This window comes from Luteibacter sp. OK325, from assembly GCF_003050935.1.
Lineage (GTDB): Bacteria > Pseudomonadota > Gammaproteobacteria > Xanthomonadales > Rhodanobacteraceae > Luteibacter.
The window spans coordinates 65,104-87,580 of record NZ_QAOX01000012.1 but is presented as its reverse complement, the minus strand read 5'-3'; the positions used below and the strand labels follow the sequence as shown (position 1 = coordinate 87,580).

At 63.1% G+C, this 22,477-nt stretch carries 15 protein-coding genes; 9 read left to right on the top strand and 6 right to left on the bottom strand.

Going from position 1 to position 22,477, the window contains the following annotated elements:
• The first annotated feature begins 41 nt into the window (after positions 1 to 41).
• Together C8J98_RS20185 and C8J98_RS20180 are read left to right on the top strand one after the other, a co-directional pair.
• The gene (locus C8J98_RS20185) at positions 42 to 5,042 is read left to right on the top strand and encodes an RHS repeat-associated core domain-containing protein (protein ID WP_158272768.1); all 5,001 of its coding nucleotides are present in this window, start codon (positions 42 to 44) and stop codon (positions 5,040 to 5,042) included.
• A gap of 23 nt (positions 5,043 to 5,065) precedes the next feature.
• Positions 5,066 to 10,330 carry an RHS repeat-associated core domain-containing protein gene (locus tag C8J98_RS20180; protein WP_146171684.1) on the top strand — a complete coding sequence of 1,755 codons (5,265 nt, stop codon included), beginning with the start codon at positions 5,066 to 5,068 and terminating at the stop codon, positions 10,328 to 10,330.
• A gap of 19 nt (positions 10,331 to 10,349) precedes the next feature.
• Here C8J98_RS20180 and C8J98_RS20175 read toward each other — a convergent pair whose 3' ends face one another.
• Together C8J98_RS20175 and C8J98_RS20170 are read right to left on the bottom strand one after the other, a co-directional pair.
• Positions 10,350 to 11,249, bottom strand: coding sequence for a hydroxymethylglutaryl-CoA lyase (locus C8J98_RS20175; RefSeq protein ID WP_107915410.1), 900 nt, complete (start codon positions 11,247 to 11,249; stop codon positions 10,350 to 10,352).
• Positions 11,250 to 11,260: 11 nt separating this feature from the next.
• Positions 11,261 to 13,255 (bottom strand): biotin carboxylase N-terminal domain-containing protein, encoded by a 1,995-nt coding sequence (locus tag C8J98_RS20170; RefSeq protein ID WP_107915408.1) that lies wholly within the window; start codon positions 13,253 to 13,255, stop codon positions 11,261 to 11,263.
• Positions 13,256 to 13,446: 191 nt separating this feature from the next.
• Between C8J98_RS20170 and C8J98_RS20165 the strand changes: the two genes are divergently transcribed.
• Positions 13,447 to 13,929, top strand: a complete 483-nt coding sequence (locus C8J98_RS20165; RefSeq protein ID WP_107915406.1) for a peptidylprolyl isomerase — start codon at positions 13,447 to 13,449, stop codon at positions 13,927 to 13,929.
• Positions 13,930 to 14,096: 167 nt separating this feature from the next.
• Here C8J98_RS20165 and C8J98_RS20160 read toward each other — a convergent pair whose 3' ends face one another.
• Both C8J98_RS20160 and C8J98_RS22500 read right to left on the bottom strand, forming a co-directional pair.
• Entirely contained in the window at positions 14,097 to 15,164 is a 1,068-nt protein-coding gene (locus C8J98_RS20160; RefSeq protein WP_107915404.1) for a phospholipase A, read from the bottom strand.
• 147 nt (positions 15,165 to 15,311) lie between these two features.
• Positions 15,312 to 15,830, bottom strand: a complete 519-nt coding sequence (locus C8J98_RS22500; protein WP_255417754.1) for an EF-hand domain-containing protein — start codon at positions 15,828 to 15,830, stop codon at positions 15,312 to 15,314.
• Positions 15,831 to 15,946: 116 nt separating this feature from the next.
• Between C8J98_RS22500 and C8J98_RS20150 the strand changes: the two genes are divergently transcribed.
• Positions 15,947 to 17,215, top strand: a complete 1,269-nt coding sequence (locus C8J98_RS20150) for a crosslink repair DNA glycosylase YcaQ family protein (protein WP_233260316.1) — start codon at positions 15,947 to 15,949, stop codon at positions 17,213 to 17,215.
• Here C8J98_RS20150 and C8J98_RS20145 read toward each other — a convergent pair whose 3' ends face one another.
• Positions 17,216 to 17,692: a hypothetical protein gene (locus C8J98_RS20145; protein WP_107915402.1), complete on the bottom strand. Its 477-nt coding sequence runs from the start codon at positions 17,690 to 17,692 to the stop codon at positions 17,216 to 17,218.
• A 334-nt stretch (positions 17,693 to 18,026) separates the two neighbouring features.
• Between C8J98_RS20145 and C8J98_RS20140 the strand changes: the two genes are divergently transcribed.
• The 5 genes from C8J98_RS20140 (at position 18,027) to C8J98_RS20120 (ending at position 21,014) form a co-directional block, all read left to right on the top strand.
• Entirely contained in the window at positions 18,027 to 18,236 is a 210-nt protein-coding gene (locus C8J98_RS20140) for a cold-shock protein (protein ID WP_046967385.1), read from the top strand.
• A gap of 378 nt (positions 18,237 to 18,614) precedes the next feature.
• Positions 18,615 to 18,818, top strand: coding sequence for a cold-shock protein (locus C8J98_RS20135; RefSeq protein WP_046967384.1), 204 nt, complete (start codon positions 18,615 to 18,617; stop codon positions 18,816 to 18,818).
• A gap of 84 nt (positions 18,819 to 18,902) precedes the next feature.
• Positions 18,903 to 19,781: an alpha/beta fold hydrolase gene (locus C8J98_RS20130; protein WP_107915400.1), complete on the top strand. Its 879-nt coding sequence runs from the start codon at positions 18,903 to 18,905 to the stop codon at positions 19,779 to 19,781.
• 45 nt (positions 19,782 to 19,826) lie between these two features.
• A complete protein-coding gene (locus C8J98_RS20125; RefSeq protein ID WP_107915398.1) occupies positions 19,827 to 20,696 on the top strand; it encodes a pirin family protein in 870 nt (289 codons plus the stop codon).
• Positions 20,697 to 20,708: 12 nt separating this feature from the next.
• Positions 20,709 to 21,014, top strand: a complete 306-nt coding sequence (locus tag C8J98_RS20120; protein ID WP_107915396.1) for a DUF962 domain-containing protein — start codon at positions 20,709 to 20,711, stop codon at positions 21,012 to 21,014.
• A gap of 29 nt (positions 21,015 to 21,043) precedes the next feature.
• Here C8J98_RS20120 and cqsA read toward each other — a convergent pair whose 3' ends face one another.
• Positions 21,044 to 22,306, bottom strand: a complete 1,263-nt coding sequence (cqsA, locus tag C8J98_RS20115) for an alpha-hydroxyketone-type quorum-sensing autoinducer synthase (protein WP_107915394.1) — start codon at positions 22,304 to 22,306, stop codon at positions 21,044 to 21,046.
• Positions 22,307 to 22,477 lie beyond the last annotated feature (171 nt).

The window sequence follows — 22,477 nt, the reverse complement described above, 5'->3', positions numbered from 1 at the left end:
ACGATGGACTCAGGGTGGCCAATGACTGCATGGAGGCAGGCATGACAAGCGCCAATAAACGTAGCAGGACGAGACCGCGCGCGGCCGAGGCTGGGAGCATTCACTCGAACGCCTTCAACTTCCTGAGCGCGGTAAACACAGGTGTTGACCCGCGTACTGGCATGTACTCCTGCTCGATCAGCCTGCCCGGCGTGGCTGCGAACAACCTGTGTGGTCCGACAGTAGGTCTGGGACTCAGCTTCAACGCGCTGAACGCGGTGAATGCGGGTTTCGGCATAGGCTGGGCGCTGGCGATGACGCGCTATGACAGTTTTCGCAAGCGGCTATTCCTGTCCAGCGGCGAGTCGTTCCTGGTCGACACGTTCGTCAATAACACAGCCACCTTCAAGGACCGCAAACTGCGCTCCTTCGATCTGATCAAGGTTGGATTCGACGGTGAGTACCGCGTTGTCCACAAGTCAGGGCAGTCGGAGATCCTGCGGGTGGACGCGGGCAGCGAAGGCGTGGCGGTGCTGCGCGAGCTGCACTCGCCGGAAGGGTACGTCGTCGTGCTGGATCAGGCCGCGGCGAATGGCGTCGCAAAGCTGCGTAAGGTGACCGACGGTACGGGACGGCGTCTGCTCGTGGTGGCTTACAACGTTGGTTCCACGGTGGTGACCCTGCACCCGGATACGGAAAAGGTCGCCTTCACCTTTCGCTTGAGCAACGATCGGTTGGTCGACGTCGGCTTGCCGGAAGGGTACGGCGACGGATGGCACTTTGGGTACGAGGAAACGAACACCGGGTTGCTGCTGCTTAACCACACGACGGTCCCCATGGGTGGTAAGGAGGATGTGGCCTACCGTCCGAATGGCCATACCTTGCCAGGCAAAGGCAATCAGCCACTGACATACATGCCGTTCGTGGTGACCTGCCGGCGTGATCCGGGTCGCGGGCAACCTGTGGTGGTGAGCCGGTATGCGTACTCCACGCGCAACTTCTTCGGCCACGGTGCGCTGGAAGACTGGATGGACGAGGAAGACAACCTGTACAGGGTGGTGATGCCACCAGGCCAGCGTTACGAATACACCTCGACTGAAACGCTGTACGACGCCACCCAGAATCCAGTGCGGACGGTGGAGCGCATCTTCAATCGTTTTCATCTGTTGACGCTGGAGCGCACTACGCAGGACGGTTGCGTCAAGGAACTCGAGACGGGTTACGACGAGGTACCCGAACTCCCATTTTCGAGGCAGAAGTCTACGTGCCAGCTACCGATCAAGGTGACGACCCGGTATTACCCAGAGGAAAAGCCGGGAAGAAGGGCAAGGAAAGAAGATATCCGAGAGGACATTGAAACGAGCTCCTTCGACGATCATGGCAACTGCTTAACCCATGTCGATGTGCGAGGCACGCGCGAAATCTGTACTTACTATCCGGCCGAAGGTGTCAAGGGGCACTGCCCGCCCGACCCACTCGGTTTCGTCCGGTCCCTGAGGGATAAGCGCATCCTTCCACCGGTGGGTGACTTCCCCGCACGGGAGACTACCTATCGTCACGACCTGCTTCCTTCGCGGGACCTCGTCGGTCCTGGCCATGTCGTCCCCAGGAGCGCGGCGTGGTACGAAGTCGCGTGTATCGGCAAGCCGACCTTACTCCGTGACGAAACGTATGCCTTTGTCGCAGATGCCGGGATTCACCATGGTCGGCCGCAGGGAACGCTGCGTGTGGTCGGAGGCGTTCGAAGCACAACCGCCGTCACCTATGCAATGCGAGAGGTGGAGCGGAACACCCCGGCGGTTTCGCTGCCTGTGCTGGTCACGACGACGACGCGAATCGGCAGCGACGGATCGAACAACGATACAACGGCGACCGCGACGTTCCGCTCCCTCTTCGATGGGCGCCAGGTTGCCGAAGAGGATGCACAGCACGTGAAGAGGAGTATCGCTTATGACGGACTGGGGCGACTTATCAGGGAAACGGCATCCGCCGATTCCGCGTTCGCAGTCAGTGAAACGCGCGCTTACACGTTGGCGTACGAAGGAAGCTGGATGGAAGCAACCGACGCCACGGGTCAGCGGACGCGCGTAGAGCAGGATGGCTTCGGTCGAGAGGTGTCGCACGTTGCGGTCAACTGGAAAGGAGATGGTCTGAACCACGAAATCTGGCGTGCAAGCTTCGATGTCCTCGGACGGATGGTGTCTGACATACATACCGATGTTGACGTGCCTGTCGTCGGAAGTACCAGTAGCGTTCTTGTGCTCCAGACCCAGTACCGTTACGACGGGTGGGATAACTGTATAGCAACGATCCACCCCTCCGGCGTTCAGTCAGTCGCTCTCGTGGACCCGGTCCGTCGGGTGACGGATGAGTACGACGAAGTCATCGACGGCGGTATGGTCCGTCAGAGTGGTCACATCCGAACCACGACAAGCATAAGCAATAAGCCGCTCCTTGTAGAGCGAATCGACAGTCAGGGCGCTCAGGCCGACACGAAGTACGAATACGACAGCCTCGACCGCTGCATCGCTGAGACCAACGCCGCGGGGCACCTCACCCGCCATGTCTACGACGCGTGCGACCGGCTAAGCCAGACGACGCTTCCCGACTCGACAATCGTATTGCGAACCTACGCGCGCCATAGCGACGAAGCCTGGCTGGAAAGCATCGTCGTTCATCACACTTCGCTGCCAGGGAAGGGCGTTGTGCTTGGCAAGCAGACCTTCGACGGATTGGGCCGGCGAACCCTGCTCAGGGCGGGGCAGCGCGAAACCCGGTACGCGTACGAGGAGGGTGCAACATTGCCGTTTGAAACGACGCTTCCATCCGGTGAGGTTGTCGCATCCCGCTACGAGAAATACCTTGGTGAACGCCTCGTTGAATTGACCACCTCCAGCCAACCCGATCGAGACAAAGTTGCGTTCGAACATGACAAGAAACGCGGCTGGTTACTGAGGGCGACCAATGCGCTTGGCTCGCAGTCTATGGACTATCTCTCGTCGGGACGCCTTGCCAAGGCGACGTTCTCGTATGACGACCAGGTGCAGGTAGCCATCTATTCCGGGTACACGCTGAAGGGTCAGCTCACTCGGTTTGCAGGCGTGGACGGCGTTGAACGCCGCCTCCAGTTCAATTCGTTGGGCCGGCTTCAGCGTCTTGAGAACGGTGCGCTGGTCACGGAGCTTGAGTACGATGCTTTCGGGAGGCGCAGCAGAGTTTCCACGTGGACAATCGACGAATCTCGTGCCACGGTGATGACGATGGAATATGACGAGCACGGACGCGAGAGCCGCCGTGTCGTCACCTGTGAATCCGCGCACATGGCCCTGGGTCAGGCGATGACCCATACGTATTCGGCGACCGGGCATCTGGAGGGCCGCACATGCGTCACAGAGACGGGCGCTCGTGAGGAGCGCTACGATTACGATGTGCGTGGTCGTCTTATCGAGTATCGATGCAAGGGCTTGAACGGACCAGTGGATGCATCGGGTCGCGCCATTTCGTACCAGCGATTCACCCTCGATGCCCTGGACAATATCCGCAAGCTCGTCACGCGCTTCATCGATCCGCTGGAGCCAGAGAAAGTCTCGACGTTTCATTATGCCAGGCAGGATCCGACCCAGTTGGTGAAACTGGTCGAGAAGCAGGTGGGCAGGCCAGATCTCATGCTCGCCTTCGCGTATGACCCGTCAGGAAACCTCTTGCGTGACGAGGACGGGAGGCAGCTTGAATACGACGCGATCGGTCGGCTGATCGGTTGGAGTGCTGGCCCTTCGCAACGAACGTATCGCTACGATCCCCTCGACAGAATTGGTTGCGTCGAAGACGATGGGCATCGTCGCTATCGCTACTACGATGGTGACAACGTTACGTATGAGACCGGCGAAGCTTCGTCGTCGTCATACCATTGCGTAGAGGGATCCATGCTGGCGCACACGAAGGCTGGAGGAGTGGTACTCCTGGGGAGAGATGCACAAGGTTCGGTGATCGGCGAGGCTTCGGCGGAGCCGCGTCAGGCAGCCTATACCGCTTACGGTCATCGTGCCGAGGGCTCCGGAGATAGCGATATTGGATTTGCCGGCGAGTTGATGGATCACACAACCGGGTGGTACCTGTTGGGTAGCTATCGCGCGTATAACCCTCGCCTCATGCGGTTTCATAGCCCGGATGCTGCCTCTCCCTTTGGTGCGGGCGACTTCAACGCCTACGCCTACTGTGGATGCAACCCCACGGAGCGCGTGGATCCGACAGGCCAGGAGTGGTGGGAGGCGCTGGGTCTCATCGCTTTTGGTCTGATTGCATTTGGTTTGACCGTTACCGCGCCTGGAGTGGGGCTTTCGGTTGCTCTTACCCTTGGCATCAATACGGAGGCGGCCGTTGCCGCCACCGCCGCCGGTACGATCGCCGCGGCGTCGGACGTTTACACGACCGCTTCGGTAGCGGCGTCCACAGTAGCCTTGGCATTCGACATAACGTCGGTCGCGGCCGAGGAAACGGGTTGGGAGGAGGGGGCGCAGGGATTTGCTCTCGCCGGGATGGCGATTGGAGCCTTTTCGGCGGGATGGGCGCGCAAGGCGGGACTGCTCAAGGCGCGCGAGACCGTTGGCCAGGTGGCCGGCACGGCGCTTGGCGCTGTAGGGCGAGGGGCAAGTGCTATTGGGCGCGGCGCAGGTACGCTGATTCGCAAGGCGCGAGCTGCCGACCGCGCTGCAGCCGGTATAAATCGCTCTATTGCAAGCACTGCCGGTCCTCGACTTCGTCCGCGCCCCAGTCCTTCCGCAGGTAGCCCGGATTCCGTTGCTCAGGCTGGACGCTCGACGGAAAACGCGGTCACTGAGATGGCGCCGCCACCGTTGCAGCGTTTGGCACGGAACCGCAACGGACTGCGGCGGAGACCGACCGACATGTCTGCGGGCAATGCCAGCTCACAACCTTCGCCACTCACGCGTCATCAGGGAGGCGTACCTGACTCCCCCATGACGGCAGGGCGACAAAGTCTCACGGCATCCCCGACCGGGGATGTGGAACGCATTCTCAGTCGTTTCATGGAAACCGCGGTGTGATCGACGAGGCAACGGGGACCCCGATGAACAAGCGAAAGAAGCAGACAGGTCGCGCCGAAGCCGGCGCTGTTCACTCGAATGCCTTCAACTTCCTCAGCGCCGTAAACACCGGCGTCGACCCCCGCACGGGCATGTACTCCTGCTCAATCAGCCTGCCGGGCTTAGCCGCGAACAACCTGTGCGGACCGACAGTGGGTCTGGGCCTCAGTTTCAACGCGCTGAACGCGGTGGATGCCGGTTTCGGAATCGGCTGGGCGCTGACAACCACGCGCTATGACAGTTATCGCAGACGGCTGTTCCTGTCCAGTGGCGAGTCATTCCTGGTCGACTCGTTCGTCAATGGCACTGCCACGTTCAAGGACCGCAAGCTGCGCTCCTTCGATCTGATCAAGGCGGGGTTCGACGGTGAGTACCGCGTCGTCCACAAGTCGGGGCAGTCAGAAATCCTGAGTGCGGATGCGGGCAGCGAAGGCGTGGCGGTGTTGCGCGAGTTGCGTTCGCCGGAGGGGTATGCGGTCACTCTGGACCAGTCCGCCTCGAACGGGATCGTGAAATTAAGGAAGGTGTCCGACGGCACGGGACGGCGGTTGTTGGAAGTGGCCTACGAGTTGGGTTCCACCGTGGTTACCCTGCACCCGGGAACGTTCCAGGTCGTCGCCTTCACCTTTCGTTTCAGCAATGATCGGCTAGTGGCTGTCGGATTGCCGAAAGGCTACGGCGACGGATGGCACTTCGACTACGACGCGCGGCTCCTGCCTTCGTCGCAGCACAGTCTTGGCCTGTGGCGGACCGTACTGCGTTGGTTCGGGCTGGGCGAGCGTCTCCGGGCGGACGTAGAGATGCTGATGCTCAGCGGTGTCACTGTGCCCACGGGTGGCAGGGAAGAGGTTCAGTACAAGTGGGACGGGCATGCGTTGCCGGGCAAGGGTAATCAGCCGCTGACTCACATGCCGTTCGTCGTGACTTGCCGTCGCGATCCGGGTCACGGGCAACCAGTGATGGTAAGCAGGTACTCGTACTCCACGCGAAATTTCTTCGGCTACGGTGCGCTGGAAGACTGGATGGACGAGGAAGACAACCTGTACAGAGTGGTGATGCCACCAGGCCAGCGCTATGAATACACCTCGACTGAAACGCTGTACGACGCCACCCAAAATCCAGTGCGGACGGTGGAGCGCACCTTCAATCGTTTCCACCTGCTGACACTGGAGCGCGCCACGCAGGACGGTTGCATCAAGGAAGTCGAGACGGGCTACGACGAGGATCCTGGGGTTCCGTTCACGAAGCAGAAGCCCACGTGCCAGCTTCCGACTAAGGAGACCACGCGATATTACCGAATGGCAGAGCCCGATGCGGTTTGCGAGCATGAGAGAACGACTCGATACGACGACCACGGAAACGTTCTCGAGGCCACCGACGAGCGTGGCGCGGCGGAGATTTACGACTATTACCTCGGTGCGCAACCGTCGGACGAGTGTCCGCCGGACCCGTTGGGCTTCGTGCGCTTCCTCAGTAAGAAATCCGTGCGTCCACCCGCTGGCAGCGAAGGTCCCGTACGGTTGACCTGCTATACCTACAATGCGCTCCTGTCGCTGATAGATGGTGCTCCCGGTCACATAGTTCCGTCGACAGAGACACTTTACGAGGTGGCCAGTGACGGACCCTCACTCGGCAGCACGTCGCAGACATTCGTCACCGACCGGGGGCCGAATCACGGCCGCGTGGAGCGGACGACATCATGTCACAACGGCGTCGAAAACACGGTGAGCTATGCCTACCTCTATCCGGCGATGCAGAAGGATGCGCTTAAGGTTGACATCCCTGTGCTGACAATCACGGCCAGCAGGGTCATGAACACCTTCGGAGATAGTCAGCAAACCACGTCAATCGTGGCACTGTCCATTCTGAGCGGCCTCCCTGTTATGGACCGCTCACCGAATGGTGTCGCCATGCGTTACTCGCATGACGCGATTGGCCGTCAGGTCGCAGAAACCATAGCGGCGGATTCAGCCTGGGCAGCGACGACGACCTCGAGCTACGTGTTGGCAACCTCAGGAAGTCATATCGTCAAGCGGAGCGTGACGGGGCAGGAAACCGTGGTCCAGCTCGACGGCTTCGGGACGGCCATGCGGGTCGTTGCGAGAAACTGGAACGACGACGGTCTGGATCGGGAGATATGGCGCGCCGATTTCGACGCGCTGGGTCACAAAGTAAGTGAGACGACGACCGATGTCGGGCTGCCTGTGGTGTCGACCCAGCCACCCTACGCAGCCGACGCAACGGTTCCGACGACGGAGCGAACCGTGTCAACCACCACGACCTACTTCTACGATGGCTGGGGCAATGTCGCCCAGGTGCATGGTGCCGATGGTGTGATCGGCTATCACATCATCGATCCGGTCAACGGCACTGCCGAACGATGGGAGGAAGCCGACGGCCCGGAGGGGCGGATGCGTAGCAACCGCACGCGGGTGACGCGAACTGCTGGCGGAAAGCCGGCGCGGTTCGACACGCTGAACGCTGACGGCAGCGCGTGTCTTTCGCAGCTTTCGACTTACGACGGCCTCGATCGGCTGATCGAGACCGTGCTCTGTGTTCCGGGTGACCTCGATCGCGTCACATGCTATGCGTACGACGAATATGACCGGCTCATCAGGACGATCCGGCCCGACGGCGCGGTGATTGCGAATGAATACGCCGACTATACCGATGATCGTCTGATTACGGCCATCTGGATCGATCATCCGGCCTCGTGGCCCCAAACCAAACTGCTTGGCCGGCAGGCGTACGACGGATTGGGACGCCGAACCCTGTTGCAGGCAGGGCAAAGGCGCACGAGCTATCACTACGATACGGCGACGTCGGCGAAGCCTGATCGAATCATCTTGCCGTCTGGCGAGGTAGTCGCCTTTGTTCATGAGCGGCATCTCGGCGACGTCCTTACCGAAGCGACGAGTGCTAGGGGCCTGACCACGTTTACCCACGAGGCCACGACCGGTGACACGCTTTCGGTGGCCAATGCGTTAAGTAAGCATGCCTTCGAATACGACGCCTCCGGTCGGCTATCGGGCGAAACGCTGAGCCACGACGGAGTCGAAGGCGAAAAGCACTGCGCGTATCGTTATTCGCTCAGGGGAATGTTGACGGAGTACACCGATGTCAACGGCGATCGGCATAAACTTATCTACGATGCGCTAGGGCGTTTCATCCGCATGGAAAGCAACCATGTGAGCGTCGATGTGGCATACGATGCCTTTTCTCGCTCGCATCGTGTCAAGACGCAGAGTCGCGACGGCTCGCGGTCCATGGATGAAGAAGTGTCGCTCGACGAACACGACCGGGAGATCTCGCGCGTGTTGACGGCTCGCAGTGGATCGGACGTTTCCGTGCAAGCGCTCTCTCAAGCCTACACTAAGTCAGGAAAGCTCACCGCACGCGTACTGAGCCGCGAAGGCGCGCGACGTGACGAAACGTTCATCTACGATGTCCGTGATCGCCTGGTAACCTATACCTGCAAGGGCGATCACGTGCCGAAAGACGAATCCGGGCACCCGTTGTCGAGCCAGGTATTCGAGTATGACGCGCTGGACAACGTCGTGACGATGGTCACGACCTATCTCGATGCGTCTCCTTCGCAGAAGCGGGCATTCTTCTACGACGATGCCGATCCGACACAATTGAACGAACTCGTTGTCACGCAAGAAAACGTCGAGATAGATTGGCTCACCTTCACCTACGATAGTGCCGGTAACCTCGTTCATGACGAGAAGCGTCGCCGTTTACTCTATGACGCCCTCGGGCGTCCCGCCGGCTGGGCAAGGGACGATCGGCAACGGGTGTATCGATACGATGCGCTTGGGCGAATCGGTTCGACCCACGATGGCCAGGACGATCGGCATCGATACTATCTCGCAGGACAACTCAGCCGGGACGAGGGGAAGGCCGACTCGACAACATTTCATCATGTCCAGGGCGCGACCATCGCACAGACCCGATCGCACGGCGACGGTGAGGAAGTGATTCTGCTTGGCGGTGACTCCCAGGGCTCGGTGATCGCCGAAGCCGGTGCGGTCATCACGACACCCGTCTATAGCCCGCACGGCTACAGCAGCGTAGGGGAGGGCGCCTCCGATATCGGTTATACGGGTGAACTGAAGGATCGCGACGTCGAATGGTATGTGCTCGGCCACTACCGCGCATATAACCCCGCCCTCATGCGATTTCACTGCCCCGACATCGCCAGCCCGTTCGGTCACGGCGGCCTTAATGCATACGCCTATTGCTCGGGCGATCCCATCAACCGTAGCGATCCCAGCGGTGAAGGATGGCTGGATTGGCTGTTCGTCGGAATCGGCGTCGTCGCCTCCGGCATCGCGATCGCGGCGTCCGGAGGCACCCTTGCACTGGCGATTGGCCCCGTCGTCTCGTTGACGGCCACCGCCAGTCAGGCAACGGCTGTGGGCCTCGTCGCCGTGGACATCACATCGATCGGTCTTTCCATCGGTTCCGCTGCGGCGATGGATAGCGGCGACGACGCCCTCGCCATGAAACTCGGTCTTGCGTCCGCCGTGTTGGGCGGGGCGGCTATGGGAGCGACGCTGGGCCCGAAGCTTGCCTCGCAGGCCGTCAAGGGCTGGAGGGGTTTTATCGCCGCGACGAAGTATGTGCAGCCACCCACAGTCAGGTCACCGCTGGCGTTGAAAGCACCCAGGTTGCGTGGTGGTCACGATGATGCGCGATCTATTGGTGCGATACGCCGTCTTGGCGGGCATGACGGACAGGGGGTGCGAGTTCCTTCGAGGCTGGAAATGAGAGCCATGAACGGAATCGAGCGCGTGAATGCCGCGGCCGAAAATGCTGTCGTGAGGCGCACCCTGGTCAGTCGCGGATTTGCCTCGCCGGAACTTCTGACCCACTTTCCCGAGGGGATCGACGTGACGAACCGTGAGTCGATGATCCATGCGCGCCACGTTCTTTCCATCGGCTTGCTTGAGTTGGACGGTCTCGATGCGGGGATGCTCGCTCGGACCGGCTTCGACACGGACCAGCTCGCTTATCTGAACCCATCGGCGGTACATGGCCCGGCTCTTCAAGTGACCGGTGAGGTGGCACAGATGTATAGGAAGCGGCCTTATGCACAGCCTCTGCCGGAAGGTGAGCACCTGTACATGATGTTTCTGGAAACCGGAGATCGGAGATATCTCCACCGCTACGCATACACCTTGACCTTGGCGCGCATGACAAATCGCTGGAGTTACTGGAACTCACCAAGCGACTTCGCCCTCTGACATATGGCGCGGGGTCGGTTCACGCCGCCGTCCGCGCCCGTGTCACCCGGCTCGCGGTTTCCTTGCCCAGTTGTCCAGCAAGCCACGCCCCGGTCTCGATCAACCGATCGAGATCGATCCCGGTGTTCATGCCCATGCCATGCAACATGTACACCACATCCTCGCTGGCGACATTGCCGGTCGCGCCCTTGGCATAAGGGCAGCCGCCGGTACCGGACACCGCGCTATCCACCACGCGCACGCCTTCTTCCAGGCAGGACAGGATATTCGCCAGCGCTTGCCCGTAGGTATCGTGGAAGTGGACGGCCAAAGCGCTCATCGGCACTTCAGTCGCCACCGTGCGCAGCATGTCGCGTGCTTTCGCCGGCGTGCCCACGCCAATCGTGTCACCGAGCGAGATTTCATGGCAGCCGAGTTCGTGCAGGCGACGCGCCACGCGCACTACATCGGCCACGGGCACCTCGCCCTGGTAAGGGCAGCCGAGCACCGTGGAGACGTAGCCGCGCACGGCGACGCCATCGGCGCGTGCGCGTTCCATGACGGGAACGAAGCGCTCGATGGATTCGTCGATGGAGGCATTGATGTTCTTGCGATTGAACGCCTCGGACGCGGCAGTAAAGACCGCCACTTCCGTCGCGCCGACTTCTCGTGCGCGCTCATAACCCTGCAGATTGGGCACGAGTACCGGATACACCACGCCCGGCACCTTGCGAATGCCGCGGAAGACTTCGGCGGCATCGGCCAGCTGCGGCACCCACTTCGGACTGACGAAGCTGGTCGCCTCGATGGTGGTGAGGCCCGTGGCGGAAAGCCGGTCGATCAGCTCGATCTTCACCGCGGCGGCGAGCATGGCTTTCTCGTTCTGCAGGCCGTCACGCGGGCCGACTTCGACGATGCGTACGTGGTTCGTTGTGTTCATGGAAATCCTGTTCAGGCTGGTTCGGCGAAGCGGACGAGGATCGCGTCGGCATCGACGAAGTCGCCTTGCACGGCGGATATCGACTCGATGGTGCCGGCGCGCGGTGCCTTCAAGGCCAGTTCCATCTTCATCGCCTCCATCACCAGCAGCTCCTGGCCTTCCTCGACCACGTCACCTACGGCGGCGCGAACCAGCACGATGCGCCCGGGCATCGGTGCGGCGAGGTGACGCGCTGTCGAACCTTGGGCGCCAGCCCAGGCGAAGGCAGGGGCGCGCTCGAAATTCCAGCGACGGCCGGCTTCGTCGTGCACGCGAATGCGCACACCGAGCGTGCCGAGCGGCAGGCGTCGGGCCTGGCCGTCGAAGCGTGCGGAGAGGACGTCGCCACCCAGTCGTGCGCCGGTGACGGTGCAGGAGGCATCGCCGCTGCGAAGCACATAGTCGCCATCATGGCCATGCGCGTCGATCTCGTGACGCACCTCGCCTTCCATCAGGGCGACGACGCGCTTGCCCGAATGGCCGATACGCCATGCGTCGGCACTCGCCCAGGGCGAATGCGGATCGGCCGCCGCGCCGCGTTGCGCGAGTTCGTCGGCGAGCAGTACGGCAGTCGCTGCGGCGAACAGTTCAGTAGCGCCCGCGACGCTATCACCGGTGAGGAATTCCTCAAGGTGGCGATCGAGATAACCCGTGTCGATCCGGCCCTCGACCACGGCGGGGTGACGCGCCAGTCTTTCGAGGAAACCGACGTTGGATTTCGGCCCGACGATATCGATGACGGCCAGTGCCTCGCGCAGTCGCTCGAGCGCCTGCTCGCGGTTGCGGTCGTGGACGATGAGCTTGGCGATCATCGGATCGTAGAAAATGGTCACCGTGTCACCGGCGATCACGCCACCGTCGAGACGGACATGGCGCGAAGGCGCCGGCAGATTGAGCGACTGCAGGCGGCCCGACCCCGGCAGGAAATTCGCTTCCGGGTCCTCGGCGTAAAGGCGCACCTCGATGGCATGGCCTTGGGCGTGAATATCCTGCTGGGCGAGCGGCAGCGGCTCGCCGGCTGCCACGCGCAGCTGCCATTCCACGAGGTCCAGGCCCAGCGTTTCTTCGGTAACCGGATGCTCGACCTGCAGGCGCGTATTCATCTCCATGAAGAAGAATTCGCCGTCCTGGGCCACGATGAACTCGACCGTGCCGGCACCCACGTAGTCGACGGCGCGGGCGGCGGCTACGGCGGCCGCGCCCATGCGCTCACGACGCGCAGCGTCGAGGAAGGGCGAGGGGGTTTCCTCGAGCACCTTCTGGTAACGGCGCTGCGCCGAACACTCGCGCTCGTTGAGGTGGATGAGGTTGCCGTGGGTGTCGCCGAACACCTGGAATTCGATGTGCCGGGGATGTTCGACGTAGCGCTCGAGGATGACGCGGGTATCGCCGAAGGCGTTGGCTGCTTCGCGCTGGGCCGAGGCGAGCGCTTCAGCGAAGCCGGCGGCATCGCGGCAGATGCGCATGCCCTTGCCGCCGCCGCCCGACGCGGCCTTGATCATCAACGGAAAGCCCGTGTTGGCGGCTTCCTTCGCCAGCCGGTCCGGGTCCTGGTCGGCACCGTGGTAGCCGGGGACCAGAGGCACCGCGTGCGTCTCCATCAGCGCCTTGGCGGCCGCTTTCGAGCCCATGGCGTCGATGCTTTCCGGGCGCGGGCCGATGAAGGCGATCCCGGCAGCGGCGCAGGCACGCGCGAAATCGGTGTTCTCGGAGAGGAAGCCGTAGCCGGGGTGGATCGCCTGGGCGCCGGCTTTCAGGGCGACCTCGATAATCGCGTCGCCGCGCAGGTAGGACTCGGCCGGGCGGGGACCGCCGATAGGCCAGGCCTCGTCGGCAAGGCGCACGTGCTGGGCGTCGGCATCGGCCGTGGAATACACGGCCACGGTGCGGATGCCCAGGCGGCGGCAGGTCCGGATCACGCGGCAGGCGATCTCGCCACGGTTGGCGATCAGAATGCAGTCGAACATGCGGCTCCCGGTGGGGCGTCGAAAGGGGGAAGGGAAGGGCGGGAAAACTAGCAGATTACGCGGTCGCGGCGGGTTGCGCCGCAGCATCGCGAAGGCCTCGTGATTTGCAGTCGGGCGGCTGGTCGCCTAGCCTTGAGGGCCCCCAAGGTCGCCCACACGTCCTTCCATTACTCTTCATAGCGAGAATTTTCATGCAGATTGCCAACCGCCATGCCGTTTCCTTCCATTACACGCTGACCGACGACCAGGGCAATGTCATCGACAGCTCGGACGGTCGCGAGCCGCTGGCGTACATCCACGGCGAAGGCCACATCGTGCCGGGTCTGGAAAAGGCGCTGGAAGGTCGGTCGGTCGGTGACCAGTTCAAGGTCGACGTGAGCGCCGAGGAAGGCTACGGCGTGCGCCACGACGAGCTGGTCCAGGTGGTTCCGAAAGCCGCCTTCCAGGGTGTGGAAGACCTGCAGCCGGGCATGCAGTTCCAGGGCCGTAACGACCAGGGCAGCATCAACGTCACCGTGTCCAAGATTGAAGGCGACAATGTCACCGTCGACGGCAACCACCCGCTGGCCGGCCAGACGCTGCACTTCGCCGTGGAGATCACCGGCGTGCGCGACGCGACCGAGGACGAGCTGTCGCACGGCCACATCCATGGTGAAGGTGGTCACCACCACTAAGCGGTGGATAACTGGCCGGCTCCCTTCCATGGTGCCGGCCTCATGTGGGAGCCGGCTTTGCCGGCGATAGGCCTTGGGGCTACACCGCTCCGTTGGCTTTTCGCCGCTGAAGCGGCTCCCACATGGTTTTCAGCTCCCACATGGTTTTGAGTTCGCCCATGTTTCTATCAATACCAGTCGAGCAGTGAGACGCCGACGCCGAGATAGGTCGCCTTGTGGTTGTAGTCGATCAGGCTTTCGCCATAGCCGTTGAACACTTCGAGGTAGCCGCGCAGGTTGTGCACCACCGGGAAGCTCCAGGTGCCGCGCAGCGAGCCGTGCGAACGATCGCCGGTGCGAAACGAATGGCGCGCGGTCAGCGCAAACTCATTGGCGCCCATCTCGTGCACGATCTGCACTTCGCCGCGACCCATGTAGTCCTCGATGTTGGGGTTGTCGTCTTCCTTGCCGCCTTCGGGGATGCGCCACCACGGGCGCAGGTTCACCACCCAGGTCTCCCTTTCGAAACCGAAGTCGGCCACCACGCGATTCCAGCTGCGTGAGAGCGGATCGGCGCGGCCGTTGGACTGGTGATTCACGCCGATGTCGGCAAGACGGCCGCTCCAGCCGAAGATGTTGTAGTTGGTGTTGAACACCAGCAGGGCTTCGGGTTCGTAGTTGGTTTCGCGGAACGGACGCGAGTTTTCCTTGTTGTAGACCTGCCAGCGGGACGACTGCGTGTAGCCGATCCAGAGGTCCCCGTTGTCGCCGAAGATGTTTTCCAGGGCCTTGGTTTTCAGGCTGATCTGGAACTTCGCCTCGACGTTCTGCAGCTCTTGCGGGTCGGTCACGGTGTGATCCGGCGCCGGGCTGGACGGGGTCTTGTTCTGCTTCGTGGTGCCGAAGAACGGCAGAGCATACGTCGGCTTGTAGCCACGCAGATTCAGCGTGCCCAGCTTGCTCTCCGGCGACAGTTCCCAGCGGCTGTCGAGCAGCGAGACCGGGCGCGCCACGTCGTTCGAGTTGCGCGTGGCCAGGTCGACACTGACCGACTCGCCCTTTTCATCTTTCTTTTTGGCGGCCTGCGGAAGCTGGTCGCGCCCCGTGGCTTTGTCGTAGCAAAGCAGGCGCTGCGCGTCCGTCTCGATGGCCGAACAGGCGCGAATGTCGATAGGGCTCGGGTTCTGTGCAAAGGCCAACCCCGCGTGGAGGCAGGCATAGGCGCCGAGGGCGCCTGCGGCATGGAATCGCTTCATCTGGTGTTACTCCCTGCATACCGGGTACGGCACGGCGAGCGGGGAGTGTAGCCGCCACGAATGTGTGAAAAACGTGCAGTCTTGCCGTTAATCGCAAGAAAAGGCGTAGGACCTTCCTAGGCCCTACGCCAGTAATGCCTTACGCAATCACTGCCCGCTGGCACCCGAATGCTGCACCCAGCGCTGGTACTCGGCCTTTGAAATCTTCCCGTCGCGGTTGGCGTCCGCGTACTGGAAATCGTTGGCTAGCAGTGGGAAGGCCGAGGCCTGCGTCGGCGTGATGGAGCCCTTGCCGCCGGAAAGGGTGGCGAAGTCCGGTGCCGGACCCGACGGCTTGGCCGGAGCAGGACCGCTGTTCACGGTGACCTGGCCCTGCGCGGTCGGCATCGTCGTTCCCGTGGAACCCGCTTCGGGATTCGGCGGCGTCGGAGGCGGGGGCAGCGGTGCGGGCGGCGGAGGAGGTGCGTTTGAAGCCGGCGGTGGCATGCCCGTCGCATCGCCCGGTGGCATGGTGGTTTGCGGGGTGTCGGGCGGCGGAGGCGGAGGGGTGGCCTCACCCGGTGGCGGAGGCGGAACCCTCGGGGCCGGCGGCATGTCCTGGGCGAACGCCACGCCTGCCAGCAGCAGCGATGCGCCGAGTGCAACGGCGCGAACTTGCTTATTCATCGAAAGCCTCCTTTCGTCAGCGGTGGTGGGGCGCCGGCGACGTATGTCGACGGCATCATTGCCGACGCTACCAAGGGGCGATTTAATGGCGGCCCAACTGCGAACAGGCCTATACCGTGCCATCACGCGTATCCGACGGCGTCTCCACGGAAGACGTGATCCGTCTTTCCCAACGATCCGCGCAGTTGCTCCACCTGGCTGCCCAGGGGCTGCTTCGTCGCCGCACGCGGAAAGCAAAGCGTGGGGACATCGCAGCGACCATCGCCGACATGGGCATGTTGCAGATAGACACCATCAACGTCGTCGCGCGAAGCCCTTACATGGTGCTGTTTTCGCGGTTGGGCGCGTATCGCAACGACTGGCTGGAAGAGGCGCTGGCCGTCGGTGAGATCGCCGAATGCTGGGCGCACGAAGCCTCGTTCGTTCCATCGTCCGAATACCGTTTCCATCGCGACTACCGATCCGGTCGCGGTGGGCATTGGGCCCAGAAGAGTGCCGAGCGAACACGTGCCGAGGCCGGGGCCGATATGGACCTCCTGCTTGAGCGAATTCGCAATGAAGGCCCGCTGCGTGCCGCGGACTTCGAGCGCGACGCGCCTGCGGCCAAAGGCTGGTGGGGTTGGAAGCCGGAGAAGCGCTGGCTGGAGGCGTGGTTCGCGCTGGGCGCCCTGATGGTGACGCGCCGCGAGCGCTTCCAGCGCGTTTACGACCTCGCCGAGCGGGTCACTGCTCGATGGGCAGAGGCGCCAGCGGTGGGTACGCTGGAGGAAGCGCAGGTGCGCCGTCACTTCGTCCTGCAGAGCGTTCGCGCCCTCGGTATCGCAAAAGCGCGCTGGATCGCGGACTACTTCCGGCTGCGACCGCGGGTGACCGACACGGAGCTGGCCCCGCTGGTTGCCGAAGGTCTGTTGATCGAGGTGGCCGTGGAGGGCTGGGACGAAACGGCGTACGTGCATCGTGACCACGAGCCACTGCTGGTCGAGGCTGCTGCCAGCCTGTTGCGTGCGACGCGCACGACCTTGCTCTCGCCATTCGACCCTGTGGTATGGGACCGCGCCCGGGCCATGGATCTCTTCGGTTTCGAGTACACGCTGGAGTGCTACACGCCGGCAGCGAAGCGGACCTACGGTTATTACGTGCTTCCTATCCTGCATCGGGGCCGCCTCGTAGGCCGGCTCGATGCCAAGGCACACCGCCAGGAAGGCCTGTTCGAGGTGATCGGGATATGGCTGGAAGCGGAGGTGCCCGCCGCACCGGCGCTGGTCGCAGGGATTGCCGCTGCGATCGAAGAGTGCGCGGCGTGGCATGGCACGCCGCGTATCGCGATCCAGCGTAGCCAGCCGCGAGCGCTGGCTACGCTGATCCGCACCGCACTGGACGACTGATCAGCGGGTGGAAGCTGGCGCCGGCGTGTCCGCGCACGACTTGCCGTGCAGGGCGTCCTTCAGCTGCGAGGCGAGCGAAACGCAGCGGTTCTGCAACTGGTCGCGCATGTCCGGGTCCTGGGACTGGCGCAGCAGGCTGGTGCGCATCATTTCGTAGCGCGGCTCGATCTGGTCACGGGCGAACACACCGGCGGCCAGGTGGCAGCTCTTGTAGCTGGCCAGGTACTCGTCACAGGCAGCGATGCCGGTGCTGTCCGGTAGCGGGCCCGAGGCCGCCGCCGGGGTCGTACCGGATTTCGTCGTCTTGCCGGCCGGCACGCTGGTGACACTGGTCGTGGCCGTGCGCGACCGGGTCGCGCTGCCGGGCGCTGCCGTGACGGTCTGGGTGGCCGCCGGCTTGGGCTTGTGGTCGGCGCAGGCAGCGAGGGCCAGGGCGCAGACAGCCAGCGGCAGGAAGCGGGAAAGGTGCTGTTTCATGGTCGTCGGTCCCCCTTGGGCTTGGCGTGGAAGGATGGTAGGCGAAAAGTCGCATCGAGGGTGCGACGGGGCGCAAGCATGTGCCGCCAGGGGGTGAACGTAGCGTCAGGGCGCCGCGGACGGGGCCTTGAGGGGGTGCCATCGCTATTTACCGGAGGGACGAGTATAGTTCGCCGACTGTGTTTGCCGGGGTCATAGAGTTACGTTGACCCGATGCAGCTGATCACGGATCCGCAACATCGCTTCGCTCCTCGCGTTTCCTTGCACACCAGTTCCAGCGACGATCACTTCGATCGTCGGTTTTATTCGCTACACAATGTATTGGAGTGTTTCTATGTCGGATCGTGAAATCGGCACCGTCAAGTGGTTCAACGACGCCAAGGGCTTCGGCTTTATCTCCCGTGAGAACGGCCCGGACGTGTTTGTTCACTTCCGCGCTATCCAGGGCAACGGCTTCAAGTCCCTCGCCGAAGGCGAGAAGGTCTCCTTCAAGGTCGTCAACGGCCAGAAGGGTCTGCAGGCTGAAGAAGTCAACAAGGCGTAAGCCTTCTGACAGTCTCGCTGCATGAAAAGCCGGGCGGCAACGCCCGGCTTTTTTCATGCCTGTTGTGGGGGCCGATTCATCGGCGAAGGCGCGAGGCGCCAGACCCGCAAGAGCCGCAAGAGCGGAAAAATTCCTAAGAAAATGGCTTTCTTCACGAAAAAAGTCGTGATAGACGTCAAAAATTCGTCCTATGTAGGCATTCCCCTACATAACTCGCGCCAAATATGGTTATCATCCACCTTACTGTGTCTGCGCGGTCACGCGAGTGGCCCGATGTAAGCGCGAAGTTTACGCTCCATCGCCTCACCCGGTCCTGCATTCCCAGTAAGTCGCCGGCTCGCGAGCCGGGTTTTCGAGTGTTGGATAGAGGTGTGTGTGATGGCAACTGGTACTGTTAAGTGGTTCAACGATGCAAAGGGCTTTGGCTTCATTACTCAGGATGAGGGCGGCCCGGACGTGTTCGTCCATTTCCGTTCGATCCAGGGCAACGGCTTCAAGTCGCTGCAGGAAGGTCAGAAGGTTGAGTACACCGTGACCCAGGGCCAGAAGGGCCCGCAGGCGGATAACGTCAATCCGAAGTAACTCTGTTCGGGCTGGCTAGCGCCGCTCGTTCTTGCAAGACTTCTGCTCCCTCGGTGCGTTTGCACCGAGGGAGCTTTTGGCTGCATGACAGATAGTCCTACGCACGCAACGACCCTGCATCGTTCTCAACGGCAGGCGATCCCGCTGCACATGGCCGACGGCGCATCCGCCGATCTGGTCCTCTACCGTCCCCCGGGGGACGAAGTCGCTGCCTTGCTCTGGGTGCCCGCACTCGGTGTGGCCGCCCGGCATTACGAACCCCTCGCTCTCGCCCTGGCCGACCACGGTATTGCCGTTGCCGTCCACGAATGGCGGGGCATCGGATCCAGCAACCGCCGGGCCGGTCGACGCGCGGACTGGGGCTACCGCGAACTCCTCACCGACGACTTGCCGACCAGCCTGCGCGCCCTGCGTGCGGCCGTGCCTTCCTTGCCTCTGTACGTGGGCGGGCACAGCCTGGGCGGACAACTGGCGACGCTGTTGGCCGCGACGACTCCATTGCCCTTGGCGGGCCTGGCGCTCGTTGGCAGTGGCTCACCCTATTGGCGTTGCTTCAAACCCTGGGTCGGGATGGCGCTGATCGCCGCGCCCCTGCTCGCCAATCTGGTGGGGTGGCTACCGGGACGCCGCGTGGGTTTCGGTGGCAACGAGGCGCGCGGCGTTATCGGTGACTGGTCACGCACGGGTCGCACCGGGCGCTATGCCGGTCGTGGCATCGGTGTAGACCTGGAAGCCGCCCTGCATAAGCAGCGCGCGCCGGTCTTCGCGCTGCGCCTGCGCGACGACTGGTTCGGTCCCGAGGCATCGCTGGCGTTCCTGCTCGACAAGATGCCGGACGCGCCCAGGCGTAGTGAAGTGATCGCTCCGGAGAACCTCGCTGGCGCGCCCGCCGATCATTTCGCCTGGATGAAGGTTCCGGCGGAGATTGCGCTTCGAATCGCCCGGTGGATGCAGCCTGGCTAGGCGCATCGGCTACGCTTGAGGTTTACGACACCCGGAGCATTTCCCATGACGACAGTCCCCATCGACGGCAAGCAGCGCGATCTGGGTGGCGGGTTCGTCGTGCGTCGCATGTTGCCGCACCTGAAGGCCCGGCACGTCGGGCCGTTTGTCTTCTTCGACCAGATGGGTCCGGCTGCCTTTGGCGAAGACACCGGCATGGACGTGCGTCCACACCCGCATATCGGCCTGGCCACCGTGACCTGGCTGTTCGCCGGCGCGATCCGCCACCGGGACAGCCTCGGCAGTGCCGTCGATATCCATCCGGGTGACGTGAACTGGATGACGGCGGGCAAGGGCATCGTGCATTCCGAGCGCACACCTCCGGACGAGCGTCACCACGGGCAGAACCTGCATGGCATCCAGGTATGGGTGGCCCTGCCCAGGTCGCACGAGCGTATCGATCCCGAGTTTCACCACCACGGTGCAGACACCCTGCCCAAGGTGAGGCGCGATGGCGCCAGCCTGGTGGTCATCGCCGGCGATGCCTTTGGCGTGACATCACCGGTGCGCGTCTACGCACCGATGTTTTTCGTGGAAGCGCGCCTCGAAGCTGGCGCGACGCTGACCATGCCGGCGCAGCACGCGGAGTGGGGCGCCTATGTGGTCGAAGGCGCCGCGCATTTTGGCGACCTCGAACTGGGTGCCCTGGACATGGGCGTGGCCTATGACGGCGAACCGCCGGTGCTCACCGCTCGCGAGCCCTCCCTGGTCATGCTCTTCGGTGGCGCGCCACTCGATGGCGAGCGCCATCTGTGGTGGAATTTCGTCGCGAGTTCGCCGGAGATGATCGAGGCGGCCAAGGTCGAGTGGTCGGAAGGCCGTTTTCCGATCGTTCCCGGCGACGAGTACGAGCGCATTCCCCTGCCGACGTATTGAACGGAGTCCGTGATGGCACGCTTTGCCAGCTTCCGTGATTTCTATCCCTATTACCTGGGCGAGCATTCGGACGCGCGCTGCCGGCGCCTGCATTTCGCGGGAAGTTGGGTCGTTCTCGTGGCACTGGCGATGCTCGTCGCCACCGGCCAGCCACGCTGGCTGCTGCTGGCGCTGGTCGGCGGCTACGGCTTCGCATGGGTGGGGCACTTCGTGTTCGAGAAGAATCGCCCGGCCACCTTCCGCTATCCCCTCTATAGCCTGATGGGTGACTGGGCGATGTTCTGGGACATCCTGCGCGGGCGCGTCTCGCTGCGCTGAGCACGCGTGAGCGGCGCCCGCGCCGAAGGTCAGGCCACTTCCGCGGAAGGCGCCCGGGCGGCATCCCGCGTGGACCGGCGCGTCGCGCTCCACGACGGCAAGTCCATCTCGCCGCGTGCCGTGCGGCACACCTCGACCAGGCGTTCCACATCGGCGTCGCTCATGCCCGCATTGAGCGTCAGGCGCAGCAGTGAACGGTTTGCCGTGGTCGCCGGTGCGCTGAACACCGAACCGAACACGCCGTGACGCTCCATCACGTCACGTACGTGTCCGGTAAGGAGTTCCACGCCAGCCTCGAACGCCACGATCTGTTCGGTGCCGTCGGCGATGGGGTAGCCCAGTTCGGTGAGCTCGCTGCGCACGTGACGCGTCACCTGCCTCAGGCGCTGGCGTCGCCAGCTTTCGGACTGGATCACCCGGTGCGAGGCGGACAGGCCGGCCAGCTCGTGGGGAAGAAGCGACGAGCTGAAGATCGCCGGAAGTGCCTCGCAGCCGAAGTAGTCCTTGAAGGCGGTGGTGCAGGCGATGAAACCGGCGCGCGAGCAATAGGCCTTGGCCAGGCTCGCCGTGATGAAGTGGACACGGTGGTTGAGCCCCAGGCTGGCCACGAGGCCTTCGCCACGCGCTCCATGCGTGCCGAGCGAATGCGACTCGTCGACCACCAGCACGCAGCCGTGCTCATGGGAAAGCCGGGCGATGTCGACCAGCGGTGCCACGCTGCCGTTGGTGCTGTACACGGCGTCGACGACGATGACCCCGGGGCCATGGCGCATGACCTGGCGCTCCAGATGGGTCATGTCGTTGTGCAGCACGGAAACCGCCCTGGCGCCGGCGCTACGGACCCCTTCCCACAGCGAGGCGTGAGCCAGCATGTCGACGTACACCGGCACACGTTCGCCAGCGATCGACTGGATAAGCCCCACGTTGGCGGCAAATCCGGACTGGGCGAGGATGCCGTCCTCACTGCCGACGGCGCGTGCGAGTTCCCCCTCTACGCGGTGCAGCGGATCGTCCGCGTGCTGCTGGAACAGCGCCGACATCATCATGCCGAGGCCTCCCGTGGCCAGTGCCTCGCGCTGTGCTTCCACGATGGCGGGATGCCCGGCGATGGCCAGGTAATCGTTGCTCTGCAGCATCAGGTCGGCATCGGTGGCCTTCCGTCCCCGCAAAATGTGACGGCCACCCCAGTCGATGGCAACCCGTTCGTTGTGAAATTTGTCGACCCTGCGTTGAACGAATTCGGGAAGTGCCGGTGCTCGGGCGACGCGATGCAGGACGGAAACGTTTTCCATGGTGACCTCTCTCTCTGGCAAGGGGATGGGCGATATCCACGGCGCCGCCCACGCGGACGGCGCACGCACGTCGGCCTCGCCCAGGCAGACGCATGAAGATGAGAGAGGCGTCCTGCGAAGTCCGCGAACGGACTTCGGCCTCGTGCCATTGCTAAGAGAGACGTCGCCAGG